This window comes from Zobellella maritima, from assembly GCF_003075035.1.
GTDB lineage: Bacteria > Pseudomonadota > Gammaproteobacteria > Enterobacterales > Aeromonadaceae > Oceanimonas > Oceanimonas maritima.
This window is the reverse complement of record NZ_QCZE01000004.1, coordinates 70,524-84,168: the sequence shown is the minus strand read 5'-3', so window position 1 is coordinate 84,168 and position 13,645 is coordinate 70,524. Positions and strand designations below refer to the sequence as shown.

The following is a 13,645-nucleotide window of genomic DNA, read 5'->3' as shown; positions in this document are numbered from 1 at the left end:
GCCTGCTTGTTTACGGTTTGCCTGCCTATGTGTGCCAAATAAATTGACGTACTATAAGGGGCAGTGAACCGAGATGAAATAGCTCATCTGTTGAATCCGATGGGCATGAAAGCCCTAAGGCCGGCGGCCTGAACTGGATGCGTTATTCCCTTGCACCCAGGCCAGTGGATTGGCAGTGGGTTCAAGCATAGCGCCGGCCCAGGGCGACGCAGGCCACCACCGCCAGACAAATCCAGATGGTCTGGGCGGACAGGCTCTCACCCAGCAGCAGGGCGGCCAGCCAGAGTGCGCCGAACGGCTGCAGCAGCTGTACCTGGCTGACCTGGGGTACGCCGCCCAACGCCAGTCCCCGGTACCAGAAGAAAAATCCCAGGAACATGCTGCAGCTGCCCAGGTACAGCATGCTGAGCCAGCCCGCCGGGCTGGTGTCGGCCAGCACCGGGCGGCTGTGCCAGGTCAGGGGAGTCAACAGCGGCAGGGACAGCACCAGGGCCCAGCAGATCACCTGCCAGCTGCCCAGCTCCCGGGTCAGCCGGGCGCCTTCCGCATAACCGATGCCGCACAGCACACAGGCCAGCAACAACAGCAGATCCGCCTGTTGCCAGTGGCCCTGGGCCTGCTGGCCGGCATAGAACAGCACCAGCGCCGAGCCCGCCACGGCGCACAGCCAGAAACCGGCCCTGGGCCAGTGCTGGTTGAGGAAGGCGCCGAACAGGGCAGTGCACAAGGGCAGCAGGGCGGTGACCAGCACCCCGTGGGTGGCGGAGACGCTTTCCAGGGCGATGGACGACAGTATGGGATAGCCGAACACCACGCCGGTGGCGACCAGCGACAGCCGGAGCCATTGCCGAGGGGTGGGCAGGCGCTGGCGGGTAAGCAGCAGCAGCATCAGGGCCAGCACGGCGCCCAGCCAGGCGCGCCCGGCGCCGACGAACAACGAGGGCATTTCCAGTACGGCGATACGGGTGGCGGGCAGGCCGGCGGCAAACAGCAGTACCCCAAGGGTGCCCCACAGCATGCCGGCCAGGGGTTGGTGAGGGATGGAGGTGGTGATTTTCATATGAGACTCCTTCGCAGTGTTTGCCTATCGACAGGTGATCAGGTTACTCTCTTGGTGACCAGACAATCAGGACACTTTGTCCAGAATTGACCCAAGTGTACAGGTAGCTTCACCATGACAGTTCAAGCCACAGACTGGCGCTTCGATAAAGCCGCCGACCTGCCGTTTGTCGAGCAGTTGGTGCGCCATGCCACCCAGGCTATCGGCGAGGGGCGCTGGACACCGGGCTGCCGGCTGCCTTCCATTCGCCAGCTGGCCCAGCAGCTGGAGGTGAGCCGGTTTACCGTGGCGGATGCCTACGAGCGGCTGGTGGCTGCTGGTTTGGTGGTCAGCCGTCAGGGCAGCGGCGTCTATGTGGCGCGCAGCCCGCAAACTCGCCAGCTGGTACTGGAAGTGGATGCCTCCAGCAGCGCCCTGGCCAAAGAGGTGGCGCTGATGCGGCGGGTGATGGATACCGAGCGCTTCAGGCTCAAGCCCGGCAGCGGTTGTCTGCCCGCCGACTGGTTGGGAGATGAGGATATTCGTGCCGCCTTGCGGGATCTGGCCCGGCAGCCGACGCCGCTTACCGAGTATGGCTCGGCCCAGGGTCACCCGGCCCTGCGTCAGCAGTTGTCCCTGCGCCTGGAGCAGCTCAACATCCAGGCTGCCCCTTCGCAGATCCTGATGGCCGCCAGCGCCACGCACGGCCTGGATCTGGCCCTGCGCGCCCTGGTGCGTCCCGGCGACCGGGTGTTGGTGGATGATCCGGGGTTCTATAACTTTATGGCGGTGCTGCGGCTGGCCGGTGCCGTGCCGGTGGCGGTGCCGAGACAGCTGGAGGGGCCCGATCTGGCGGCGCTCAGGCTGGCCCTGGAGCAGCACAAGCCGATTCTCTATATCACCAATTCGGTGCTGTGCAATCCGGTCGGTGCCAGCGTCAGCCGCAGCCGGGCCCACAAGGTGTTGAGCGCCCTGGCGGAGCATCGTTGCTGGCTGCTGGAAGATGACATCTATGCGGATTTCGATACCCAGCAGAGTCTGCGCTATGCCAGCCTGGCCGGCTTCGACAGGGTGCTCTACCTGGGCAGCCTGTCGAAGACGCTGTCGGCGGATTTCCGGGTGGGTTTCCTGGCCGGTAATCCGGCACTGATTGCCGATATGACCGATATCAAGCTGATCACCGGCATGTCCACTTCGCCCTCGACCGAGAGCCTGATCTACCGGCTGCTGACCGGCGGCCGCTACCGCCGCCATGTGGAGCAGCTGCGTCGGCGGCTGGACGACGTCCGTTACCCTGTGCTGGAGCGGCTGGCGTCACTGGGACTGACCCCATGGCACAAGCCGGCCGGCGGCTTTCTGTGCTGGCTGCGGCTGCCCCCAGGCCAGAGCGCCGAGCGGTTGAGCCGTATCGCCGCGGAGCTGGATGTACTGCTGGCCCCGGGCCGGCATTTCAGTTCCCAGCCCGATGCCGACAGCTATGCCCGCTTCAATATCGCCCACTGTCAGGATGAACGGGTGTGGCGGGCACTGGCACAGGCATTGGATGAAGGGGCTAAGGCTGCTGCCAGCCACCCCCCAGGCTCTTGAACAGATCCAGGCTGGCATTCAGCCGGCTCTGGCGGATGATCGCCAGCTGATCTTCGGCGGCAAACAGGGTGCGCTGGGCATCGATTAACGACAGCAGCTCCTCGGCGCCTTCCCGGTAGCGGAGCTCGGTCAGGCGCAGGGTTTCCCGGGCATAGTCCACTATCTGTTGCTGGCTTTGCTCCTGGGCGGCGGTCAGCGCCACATTGCCGAGCGCGTCTTCCACTTCTTTCAGGGCGGTCAGTATCGCCTTGCGATAGATCTCAATCAGCTCATGCCGGCGGGACTCGGCGAGCCGGATCTGGCTTTGGCGCTGGCCACCATCGAACAGGGTCTGGGTCAGGGCCGCCGTCAGGTTCAGGCTCCGGCCCGGATCGGCCAGCGACAGCAGGGCGGAGCTTGCCAGGCCGCCGGTTCCGGTCAGCTGTATGCCGGGCAGCAGTGCCGCCCTGGCCGCGGCGACATCCGCATCGGCGGCGGCCAGGGCTGCTTCGGCACTGGCCAGATCCGGCCGGCGACGGAGCAGCTCGGCGGGCAGTCCTGCGCTTACCACCGGGATGGCCAGTTGCTGCAGCGAGGCTTCGGCCAGGCTGACCTCCTGGGGTGTTCGTCCCAGCAATATGACCAGGGCGGTGCGGGTCTGGTTACGCTGCTCGGCCAGCGGCAGCAGGCTGGCCTGCTGGGTCAGCACGGCGGTGCGCTGGCGCTGTACATCCACCAGGGCGGCGGCGCCGTAACGGTATTTGGCCTCGACAATGGCAAGGTTGTCCCTGGCCAGGGCCAGGTTCTGCTCGGCGATGGTCAGCCGTTGATTGAGCGCCAGCAGCTGGAACCAGGCCCCGGCGATGCCGGATGCCAGGGTCAGGCGAGCGCTTTCCACGTCAAACCGGCTGGCGGCCAGAGTCGCCTCGGCGGCGTCGCGACCAGCCTTCAGTCTGCCCCACAAATCCAGCTCATAGCTGATGGCCAGGCTGGCGCGGGTATTGTTGGTGCTGCTGTTGCCCGCGGCACTTTCCGACCAGGCCCGGCTGCTGTCGCCGCTCAGGTTCAGGGCGGGAAACAGAGAAGCCCCGGCACCTTGCAACCGGGCCTCAGCTTGGCGCACCCGCTCGGCGGCAATCAGCACATCCGGCCCCTGGCCCAGACCTTCCGCTATCAGTCGGTCGAGCTCCGGAGAGCCGAATCCCTGCCACCAGTGGGTATCCAGCTCGGCGGTGGCGGCGACGGGCTGGTTCCACTGGCTGGCCAGGGTCAGTTGTGGATGCAATGTGGTCGGTGCTTGGGCGCAGCCGGCCAGCGCCAAAACGAGAGTAAGGGGGCGATATATCATCGGTTATTCCGAAGCGAGGGCGATAACGGGATCCAGCCGCGCCGCCTTGCGCGCCGGTAGCCAGCCGAACACCAGGCCGGTGACGAAGGCGCAACCGAAGGCCAGCAGCACGGGGGACAGAGAGAAATAGACGGGAATGCCGAAGGCCTCGAGCACGGCGGCGGTGCCCAGGCCCAGGGCTACGCCGATCAGCCCCCCCAGGGCAGATACCACCAGCGCCTCGATCAGGAACTGCTGCTGTATATGGCGGCGGTGGGCGCCGGTGGCCATGCGGATACCGATTTCCCGAGTGCGTTCGGTGACGCTCACCAACATGATGTTCATCACTCCTATGCCACCCACCAGCAGGGAAATGGCGGCGATCGAGCCCAACAGCCAGGTAAAGGTGCGGGTGGTAGCCGAGACGGTGTCGATAATCGACGACATGTTGCGGATCTGGAAGTCCTCCACCCCATGGCGGGCCAACAACAGCCGGTGGATGTCCTGCTCCGTCTGATCGATGCGCGAGACATCCTCCACCGACACGGTAATGCTGCGCAGGAACTGCTGGCCGAACAGTCGCAGGCCACCTGTGGTATAGGGTATAAACACCACATCATCCTGATCCTGGCCCCAGGGTGAGGCGCCCTTGGGGCTCATCACCCCGATCACCTGGAACAGGATATTGTTGGCCATCACATACTGGCCCAGGGGATCCTGATCCGTGAACAGGGCCTCGACCACCGACTGGCCGAGCACGGCGACTGTGGCATAACTGCGTTCATCCTCCTCGGTGAAAAAGGTGCCATGAGCCAGGGACCACTGGCGGGCCTGGGGAAAGTCCGCCGAGGTGGCATTGATGGTCGGACTGTGATCCCGGCTGCCGAAGCGCAGGGTGGCGGTACCGCTGATTTCAGGCACCGCCGCCGTGACATCATCCAGTTCCCTGACTGCCAGCATGTCCGCCGCCACCAGGGTGGAAGTGGCGCTACGGGCCCAATGGCCCCCGCCGGGGGCTCCCGGACGAACCAGCAACAGGTTGCTGCCCATGGCGCTGATGCTCTGTACTATCTGTTGTTGGGAACCGTTGCCGACGGCCAGCATGCTGATTACCGAGGCGACTCCGATGACGATGCCCAGCAAGGTGAGCGCGGCGCGGAACAGGTTGCTGCGCAGGGAGCGAAAGGCGGTGCCGATGGCTTCCAGCAGCTCGGCAAGTGCAGGGTTATGCCGGGTCGGGTGCGCTATCTTGTGAGCGGCACGCTCCGGGCCGGCCGGGCCGGGATCTTTGGTGATGCGTCCATCGCTCAGCTCGATCAGCCGATCGGCACGGGCCGCGACCTTGGGGTCGTGGGTAATGACGATCACCGTATGGCCCTGCCGGGCCAGGCTGGTGAGCAGCGCCATCACATCGGCGCCGCTCTTGCTGTCCAGGGCGCCGGTGGGTTCGTCCGCCAGTATGATATCACCGCCGTTCATCAGCGCGCGGGCGATCGATACCCGTTGTTGCTGGCCGCCGGACAGCTGGCCGGGGGTATGGTCCAGCCGCTCGGCCAGGCCCAGTCGGGTAAGCAGCTGAGCGGCTCGCTCCCGGCGTTCGGTACGGGACAGGCCGGAGTACACCGCCGGCACCTCGACGTTTTCCCGGGCGCTGATACCGGGCAGCAGGTGGTAGCTCTGGAACACGAAACCGAAGGTATCGCGCCTGAGTTCGGCCAGTTGGTCGCTGCTCAGGTTGGAGACATCCCGGCCCATCAGTTGGTAGCTGCCGCTGCTGGGTTTGTCCAGGCAGCCGAGGATGTGCATCAGGGTGGATTTGCCCGACCCCGAGCTGCCGACGATGGCGACAAACTCCCCCCGGTTGATGTGGATATCGATATCGTGCAGCACCCGGACGGCCAGCTCACCCGTGCCGTAGTGCTTGTTGATGCCGCTGAGCCGGATCAGCGGGACCTCCGGGCCGCTCACAGGCGGAACCTCATGCGGCGACCGCCGTTTTGCTCGCCGGCCGGGCTGACGTTAAGGATAACCTGCTCGCCTTCCGCCAGGCCCTCGAGTATCTCGGCCTGGATGCGGTTGTTCACGCCCACCCGGATCTGGCGCTCTTCTATGCTGCCATCTTCTTCCAGTATTGCCACCCTGGCCTGGTTGCGGTCCTGGCTGTCCGGAAAGGTCAGTGCCGACATGGGCACCAGCAGGGCATCCTCGGCCTCGGCCCGCACAAAGAACACCTGGGCGGTCATCTGCGACATCAGGCGGCCCTGCTCGTTGGCGATATCGAACAGGGCGTTGTACAGCACCACGTTGTTTTCCACCAGCGGGGTCGGCTCCACCTTGCGCAGTGTGCTGAACCAGCGCTGGTTGGGATCCCCCAGGGTGGTGAAATAGACCTTCATGCCGGGGGTGAGCTTGCCCACATCGGCTTCGGATACCCTGGCCTGCACCGTCATGGTGGCCAGGTCGGCAATCTGCATCAGGGTGGGGGCCTGCTGGATGGCATTCAGGGTCTGGCCCTGGCGAGCGCTGATGCTGACGACTGTGCCGTCCATCGGCGCATAGATGCGGGCATAATCCAGGTTGGCCTCATCGGCGCGCAGGCTGGACTCGGTCTGGCTGATCTGGGCCTTGAGCGCTTCCACCTGGGCCTCGGCGGAGCGCAGGGCGGCCTCGGCGGTCTGCAGGTTTTCCCTGGAGGTGGCGTTTTCCGCCATCAGCCTGGTTTGTCGCTTGTGCTGGATGCGTGCCAGCGCTAGCTGGGCCTGGCGATCCTTAAGCTGGGCTCGCTGGTTGCGCAGCTGGGCCCGACTGGCGTCCACCTGGGCCAGGTAGATGGTAGGGTCGATTTCCGCCAGCAACTCACCCTGGTGGACCCGGTCACCCACCTCCACATGGATGACGGTCAGCTGTCCCGAGACCTGGGCGCCCACATCCACATAACCGCTGGGTTGCAGTATGCCGGTGGCGGTGACCTGGTCCACCAGTTCACCCCTGTGCACCGGCACGCTGACCAGCTCCGGTTGTTGGTCGTCACCAAGCAGGCGCTCGTAAAAGTAGTAGCCCGTACCCAGGGCTAGGATCAACCCCAGGACCAGCCACAGACGGTGCGTGCGTTTCATCGATAAATGGATCCGAAAACAGCCAAACAATTACTACCCATACCATGGCAAAGTTCTCGACCATGGGGGGATATTGCCTGGATAAAAATCATATTGTAATGATATTCAATCAGTTAATTGTCACTCAAGTGTGTCAATGACCAATAAAATGTGCCTTGTGTGGGGGGCAAGATGCTCAGAACTGGATATTGGCCGACAACCAGAGGCGGCGGCCCTCTTCTATGTGGGCGAAAGTATTGCCATAGCTGTCGCCGTTATCAAATGCCTGGTAGTCGATAAAGTCCTTGTCGAACAGGTTATAGATAGTGGCATTGAGGGTGACGTTGTCGGATGCCCGGTAGCTGCCGCCCAGGTTGAACAGGGTGTATGCCCTGAAATCTCCGAGGTCATCGAAGGTCGCGGCCCCCGGCCCGGCACCGACCCGGGTGAAATCTGGTTGTGGGTGGGGGACGATCCTGAATGCGGCCTGCGCCACGAAGTGCTGACCTATTGGTCGCGTGGTCTTTATGTCAGCCCGGACTACCTTGCCGTACAGTGCGAGCCGGGCCTACCCCGGTCAGCTGCAGCCTTGCCTGGGCAGCTGGCGGCTACCAGCCAGGCCGGTAGGGCTGCTCTATGGCTTTGGCCGGCAACCATGCAAGGTTACCGCGCTGCTGACCCATCTTCGTGGCGCCTTGCCCAAGGGCGCTAGTCCAGCCCCTTGATGTAATCGATGTGGGCGGGCAGGGTAAAGGCACTCGGCCGCACTGCCTTGATTTGCTCCCGGGCCTGTTGTGGCTCTACCCCCAAGGCCCGCAGTACCTGGTAGGCGATAAGGCCGGTTCGGCCCGATCCCCCCATGCAGTGGATGGCGACGTCCTTGCCATGGGCCAGCAAGGTCAGCATGGCGGTCTTGTTGGCCTGCCATTTCGCTTCGCAGACCACATCGGGTGTCTCCTCGTCATAAATGGGCAGATGCAGCCAGCGCATCCCCAGGGCGGTGACCAGCTCGGGCAGTTGAGTCAGGTCTTTTTCTGCCAGTTCAGCTTCGGTCGTCAGGCTGATGACGGCAGCGGCGCCGTTGTCGTGCAGCTGGGTCAGGCTGTCGGTTAGCGACGTACCCTTGGTGCCGGGGCAGGGGGTCAGGGCCAGGCGGCCGGGCTGAGGGGTGTTGATATACCAGACCGGGTGGGTGTTTGCTGAGCTCATGGTCACTCCTTGCTTCTGAGGGCGCTAAACCAGTGCCGGGCCAATCAGAGATAATGCAGGCGGGTCCGGCCGCTTGTGATCTTTAAACTGTAGCCAGAGCGGCGCGGGAATGCAGGCCCGGGCTACCACAGACTTTTCTGCTGGCGATCCTGGATCAGCACCAGCAGTTTGATGCGTTCATATATTTCATGGAGGGTACGAGTGAGCAGGGTCAGGTCCCGATCCTCTGGCTCATCGAAGTTCCAGGTGATATGGCGGGCAGCGGGGATGGCGTTTGCCGCCAGGTGAGCCTGGTGGTCCAGGCTCACCACCAGATCGAAGTACCGATCGGCGACCTGCTCCAGTTGCTTGCTGCACAGTCCCCGGGTCGATACCCCCAGCTTTTCCAGGGCGGAAAAGACCTCGGGCCTGATCTCGCCGGGCCTTATGCCGGCGCTACTGGCCTCGATGCGGTCACCTGCCAGGTGTCTGAGCAGGGCTTCCGCCATGGGAGAGCTGCCGGCATTATTGCTGCATAGGAACAAAATACGGGTCATGGACATGAAGTTAGGGCTATCCAGTATGGTGGGCCTATCCTATTCACGAGGAGTCATAAGTCAAATCTGAAGCAGGCGGATCATGGCGTATTGTCATTGGCCTGTCATTTTTTGCTGATAGGCGGGTGTCGGTAACGGCGGGCGAGAAGGTTTTTCTGCCTGTAAAACGTTTGATTATTGTACGGTCGCTGTCCTGAAGAGGGCTTTTTGCTAGACTCTTGGGTCTTTTCCTGTGGGGTGGTAAGTCAATGAAATTTCCCGGCCAGCGCAAGCATAAACATTTCTTCCCGATTGAAGCCCGTAATCCGCTGTTGAGTGAGCTGCTGCCCCAGAACAAACCGGTCTCCGGCCATATCTGCGGCATCGACCAGGTCATGGTCGATATCGAGGCCCATGTGCCGGATGACTTCCTTGCCAGGCATGGTCTGTCCAAGGGCCATTCGATGGTGCTGGAGCCTGCCCGTGCCCAGGCTATCTATGACGAACTGCTGGCCAACCGGCTGATCGTGTCCGAGTTCGCCGGCGGCACCATCGGCAATACCCTGCATAACTACTCTGTGCTGGCGGACGACAGATCCGTGTTGTTCGGGGTGATGAACGAACAGATCCGGGTTGGTACCTCCGCCTATCGTTATCTGTGCAATACCTCGTCGCGGGTCGATCTTAACTACCTGCAGCCGGTCACCGGCTCCATCGGCCAGTGCATTACCCTGATCTCGGCGGACGGTGAGCGCAGCTTCGCCATCAACAAAGGGATGATGGACAGGCTGGCGCCGGCCTACCTGGACAAGGCACAAATCCAGTCGGCCTCGGCGCTGGTGATCACCGCCTATCTGATGCGCTGTGACGCGGATGAGCCGATGAAGGACACCGCCCTGCAGGCGGTAACCTGGGCAAGAGAGGCGGGTGTGCCCGTGGTGTTGACCATGGGTACCAAGTTTATCGTGGAAGACAGGCGGGCCTGGTGGCAGCGGTTTATCCGGGATTATGTGACAGTGGTGGCGATGAACGAGGATGAAGCCCTGGCCCTGACCGGTATCGATGAGCCGCTGCGAGCCTGTGAGCAGGTGTTGGAATGGACCGACCTGGTGCTGTGCACCGCAGGCCCCCTCGGCCTCTACCTGGCCGGCCATGTGGACGAGGTCCATAAGCGGGAGAGCGGTCGCGAGTTACTGCCCGGGGCCATCCCTGAGTTCAACCGCTATGAATATTCCCGGCCCATGCGACGCGGGGATTGTCGGCAGCCGCGCAAAATCTATACTCATATCGCGCCCTACATGGGCGGGCCCGAACGGATCAAGAATACCAACGGCGCCGGTGATGGTGCCTTGGCGGCCCTGTTGCATGACATGGCAGCCAACGGTTATCACCGGCAGAATGTGCCCGGCAGTACCAAGCACCAGGCCCCGCACCTGACCTATTCTTCCCTGTCCCAGGTCAGCAAGTATGCCAACCGGGTCAGTTACGAGGTGTTGGTGCAGCATTCGCCACGCCTGTCGCGGGGCCTACCGGAACGGGAAGACTCGCTGGAAGAAGCCTATTGGGATCGGTAGCAGCAAAAACGGCCCCGGCGGTGAATCCGCCGGGGCCGTTTGCTAGTCGGCAAAGGCCAGATCCCGCAGCCCGAGGGCGATATCCGGGAAGGCGATAATCAGCCCGGCGGCCGCCACCAGCATGAAGATAAAGGGCGGGGTACCGCGTATCACCTCCAGGTACGGCCGTTTGAAAATGGCGATGGCGGTGAAGATGTCGCAACCGAACGGCGGAGTGGCCGAGCCAATGGCTACCTGCAGGGTGATCAGCACACCCACCAGCACGGGATCCAGGCCGGTGGCCTGAATCGCCGGGGCGAAGATCGGGGTCAGCACCAGGATCACCACGATGGGATCGACGAACATGCAGGCAATAAAGAAGGCCACGCAGATGGCGATCAGCACCCCCACCGGCCCGGCCTGGTTCACTCCTGCTGCTTCCAGTATGGTCTGGGGGATCTGGGCGAAGGAGAGTATCCAGGAAAAACCGTTGCCGACGGCCACCAGAATAAACACCACGGCGGTAATCAGGCCGGTGGACTTGGCGATACGATAGATTTCGGCGAGTTTGAGCGAGCGGAAGATCAGGAACTCCAGCAAAAAGGCATAGAGTACGCAGACCGCTGCCGCCTCGGTAGGGCTGAAGATGCCGCCATAGATACCGCCCACTATGATCACCGGGAAGAACAGCGGCCACATGGCATCCCGCACCGCACGGACTCGCACCCGCCAGCATGCCCTGGGCTCGGTGGGTACCTGGTTTTTATGGGCGTAGTACAGGCAGTAGAGCGAGAACATCACCAGGATCAGCAGGCCCGGGCCTATGCCGGCGATAAACAGCTCGGCAATGGAAGTCTCGGAGATAACGCCGTAGATGATCATGCCGATACTCGGCGGGATCAGGAAGGCGATGTCACTGGCGTTGATAATCAGGGCCAGGGTAAAGGGATCGGAATAACCGGCCTTGAGCATTTTGGGTCGCAGCGGGGAGCCCACCGCCACCACGGTCGCCTGGGTGGAGCCGGAAACGGCTCCGAACAGGGTGCAGGAAGTGGCGGTGCTGATTGCCAGGCCGCCCCTGATATGGCCGATAAAGGCCATCACCATGTTGATCAGGCGATCCGCCGACTGGCCACGAGTCATGATGTCCGCGGCCAGGATGAACATGGGCACGGCAATCAGGGAGGCGGGTCGAATGCCGGCCATCATCTGCTGGATCAGGGTGCCCATCTGGCCGAAGCCGTCGAACATCATCACAAAACCGACGATGGCGGCCGTCGCCAGCGGGATCATCATCGGGAAGCCCAGCAGTAGCAGCCCGATCATGATAAGCATCAATGTTGTTGCCATAAGCAATGCCTGTGTCGTATGAAGCCTTTATGGCCGGAGTTAGCCTGGCGTGCCGGTATCGGTATAGTCATCGGTTACCTGGGTGGAGAGGTATACCCGGCCGCTGCCGATATTCTTGACCGCCGTCAGCAGATACTGGATGCCGGTAATGGCAAAGCCAACCGGGGCCCAGAGATAGATCCACCATATTTCGATCCCCAGGGCCGGCAGGATACGACCGCGGCCATACAGGGTTTCGAGATAGCCATAGGCATGAAAGCACAGGAAAAACATCACCAGAGAAGTAAGCAGGGCGATCAGTATCATCAGCACCTTGCGGCCCCGGGGCGGAAAGCTGTCGTACAGGGCCGACATGCGAATGTGTCGGCCGTGGCGGGCCGCATAGCCGATACCGGCGAAGGTGATAAAGATAATCAGGATGCGGTTGATCTCGCCGGAGAAGAACAGGCCTTCCCCGAATACAAAGCGGGCGACGACACTGACACAGGTATTGACCGCCATCAGCAGCACGCCGGCGGCGAGCATGACGGCCTCCACTCTGGCTATCCATTCATCCAGGGTGCCCAGCCAGCCGGGCAGGCCCGATCGGTAGGCGCCGGTATCGTCATCCAGCTGGGGGGAATGTTCGGGCATGGGCTCCACTCCGCAGTAACAGGCACCGACCGGTGCCTGTCGCAGGCTCAGTTAGACGGTATCTCTTGCAGATCCTGCTTGAACTGGGTCAGCAGTGCCTGGCCACGATCGCCGGTCATCTCGATAAACTTCTCTTCCACCTGCGGGGCGCGTTGCCGGAATGCCGCTATCTGGCCTTCGGTCAGGCGGGTGACGGTCACCTCGTCACTGTTGTTGGTGATCTTTTCCAGTGAGCGCTCGGCCAGGCCGTCGATATGCGCGATGATTTCCTCGAAGGCATAGTCGGCGGCGTCCCGGACCAGCTGCTGGTCCTGATCGGACAGCCCCTGGTAGAAGTCTTGGTTGGCCATCATGGCGGTGGTGAACCAGCCGTGACCGGTAAACACCAGGTTGGGGGAAACTTCATACAGGCCGCCGGATTCAATCCAGAAGATGGGATTTTCCTGGCCCTGGATCATATTGGTCTGCAGGGCGCCGTACACTTCTCCCCAGGGCAATGGGGTAGGGGTGGCGCCAAAGGAGGAGTAGGTCGCCGACAGCAGCGGGTTGGTCATGACCCGGATTTTCTTGTTGTTCAGTTGCTCGGGGCTGGTGACCGGCTCGTCGAGGGTCATCACCATTTCCCCTTCAGGATACATCTTCAGCAGCTCGAGCCCCTTTTCGGCGTATAGCTTGGGAAAATCCTGGTTGATGGCGTCGCTGTGGCGGAAGAAGCTGATCACCGTATCCATGTCGGTGGGCATCAGGTAGGGAATGAAGAAGATCTGGGCTTCGGGGATCAGTGCGCCGGTAAAGCCGGGAGACTGGTTGACGAAATTGAGGATGCCGGCCTGGGTCTGCTCCATGATGTCGTCGGACTCGCCCAGCTCGCCAAAACGGTAGACCTGCAGGGTATGATCCGAGTGTTCCTCTATGTATTCCTTGAACTTGTAGGCATAGACGTCCTGCACATCGCCTTCGTACTCTTCATGGGCGTAGCGCCAGTTGTCGGCATTCACCGAAGTGGCGGCGGTGATAGTGGCCAGGGCCAGGGCTGGCAGGGCGGTCAGTTTCCCGAGTTGACTAAACGTGTTCATCGCGCACTCTCCATTATTTTGAGTTGTAACTTCCTGAATCGATTAAAGACTGACAAAATAAAACGATAGGTGCAAGCAGTGAAACCAATTAAATGCCCCTTGGTTTATCAATTGATGGCATTACAATTGCTTGAATTAACAATCTATTTGTTATTTTCATGTTTGGTGAGCGGTATTGGAGCTTGGCTGGTGATTGCCTGGCACATTGTCAGTGTCATGCGGATTTGTGAGAACGGTATCGGGAAAGGGGATGAATATGCTTTCAATACTAATTGTTTTTGA

The 13,645-nt window shown here is 61.9% G+C and carries 13 protein-coding genes; 3 read left to right on the top strand and 10 right to left on the bottom strand.

The window, feature by feature from the left end; all coding sequences use genetic code 11:
* Positions 1-181: 181 nt before the first annotated feature.
* Complete coding sequence (locus tag DCS96_RS15675) at positions 182-1,060, bottom strand: DMT family transporter (protein WP_116475343.1); 879 nt, start codon at positions 1,058-1,060, stop codon at positions 182-184.
* A 114-nt stretch (positions 1,061-1,174) separates the two neighbouring features.
* Here DCS96_RS15675 and DCS96_RS15670 point away from each other — a divergent pair, with 114 nt between their 5' ends.
* Positions 1,175-2,626 carry an aminotransferase-like domain-containing protein gene (locus DCS96_RS15670; protein WP_116475342.1) on the top strand — a complete coding sequence of 484 codons (1,452 nt, stop codon included), beginning with the start codon at positions 1,175-1,177 and terminating at the stop codon, positions 2,624-2,626.
* On the opposite strand, the gene DCS96_RS15665 is transcribed toward DCS96_RS15670, so the two are convergent.
* The 6 genes from DCS96_RS15665 to DCS96_RS15640 all read right to left on the bottom strand — a co-directional run bounded on the left by DCS96_RS15665 (position 2,592) and on the right by DCS96_RS15640 (position 8,778).
* On the bottom strand, positions 2,592-3,953 hold the full coding sequence (locus DCS96_RS15665; RefSeq protein ID WP_116475341.1) for an efflux transporter outer membrane subunit: 1,362 nt from the start codon (positions 3,951-3,953) through the stop codon (positions 2,592-2,594). The two genes, DCS96_RS15670 and DCS96_RS15665, sit on opposite strands and share 35 nt — an antisense overlap.
* A gap of 3 nt (positions 3,954-3,956) precedes the next feature.
* Positions 3,957-5,900 (bottom strand): MacB family efflux pump subunit, encoded by a 1,944-nt coding sequence (locus tag DCS96_RS15660; RefSeq protein ID WP_116475340.1) that lies wholly within the window; start codon positions 5,898-5,900, stop codon positions 3,957-3,959.
* On the bottom strand, positions 5,897-7,048 hold the full coding sequence (locus DCS96_RS15655; protein ID WP_116475339.1) for an efflux RND transporter periplasmic adaptor subunit: 1,152 nt from the start codon (positions 7,046-7,048) through the stop codon (positions 5,897-5,899). The genes DCS96_RS15660 and DCS96_RS15655 overlap by 4 nt, the downstream gene beginning before the upstream one ends.
* 175 nt (positions 7,049-7,223) lie before the next feature.
* Complete coding sequence (locus tag DCS96_RS15650) at positions 7,224-7,523, bottom strand: TonB-dependent receptor (RefSeq protein WP_198650103.1); 300 nt, start codon at positions 7,521-7,523, stop codon at positions 7,224-7,226.
* Between the two features lie 212 nt (positions 7,524-7,735).
* On the bottom strand, positions 7,736-8,236 hold the full coding sequence (locus DCS96_RS15645) for a phosphatase domain-containing putative toxin (protein WP_116475337.1): 501 nt from the start codon (positions 8,234-8,236) through the stop codon (positions 7,736-7,738).
* 122 nt (positions 8,237-8,358) lie between these two features.
* The gene (locus DCS96_RS15640) at positions 8,359-8,778 is read right to left on the bottom strand and encodes an arsenate-mycothiol transferase ArsC (protein WP_232818298.1); all 420 of its coding nucleotides are present in this window, start codon (positions 8,776-8,778) and stop codon (positions 8,359-8,361) included.
* Positions 8,779-9,020: 242 nt separating this feature from the next.
* Here DCS96_RS15640 and DCS96_RS15635 point away from each other — a divergent pair, with 242 nt between their 5' ends.
* Positions 9,021-10,325, top strand: a complete 1,305-nt coding sequence (locus DCS96_RS15635) for an inosine/guanosine kinase (protein WP_116475336.1) — start codon at positions 9,021-9,023, stop codon at positions 10,323-10,325.
* A 42-nt stretch (positions 10,326-10,367) separates the two neighbouring features.
* Here the strand turns inward: DCS96_RS15635 and DCS96_RS15630 are convergent, their stop codons facing one another.
* Genes DCS96_RS15630 through DCS96_RS15620 form a run of 3 tightly spaced genes read right to left on the bottom strand, consistent with a single transcriptional unit; the run spans position 10,368 to position 13,363 of the window.
* Positions 10,368-11,654: a TRAP transporter large permease gene (locus DCS96_RS15630; RefSeq protein WP_116475335.1), complete on the bottom strand. Its 1,287-nt coding sequence runs from the start codon at positions 11,652-11,654 to the stop codon at positions 10,368-10,370.
* A 39-nt stretch (positions 11,655-11,693) separates the two neighbouring features.
* Positions 11,694-12,287 (bottom strand): TRAP transporter small permease, encoded by a 594-nt coding sequence (locus DCS96_RS15625; RefSeq protein ID WP_116475334.1) that lies wholly within the window; start codon positions 12,285-12,287, stop codon positions 11,694-11,696.
* Positions 12,288-12,334: 47 nt separating this feature from the next.
* Positions 12,335-13,363 (bottom strand): TRAP transporter substrate-binding protein, encoded by a 1,029-nt coding sequence (locus DCS96_RS15620; RefSeq protein ID WP_116475333.1) that lies wholly within the window; start codon positions 13,361-13,363, stop codon positions 12,335-12,337.
* Positions 13,364-13,441: 78 nt separating this feature from the next.
* Here DCS96_RS15620 and DCS96_RS18635 point away from each other — a divergent pair, with 78 nt between their 5' ends.
* Entirely contained in the window at positions 13,442-13,645 is a 204-nt protein-coding gene (locus tag DCS96_RS18635; RefSeq protein ID WP_157953646.1) for a hypothetical protein, read from the top strand.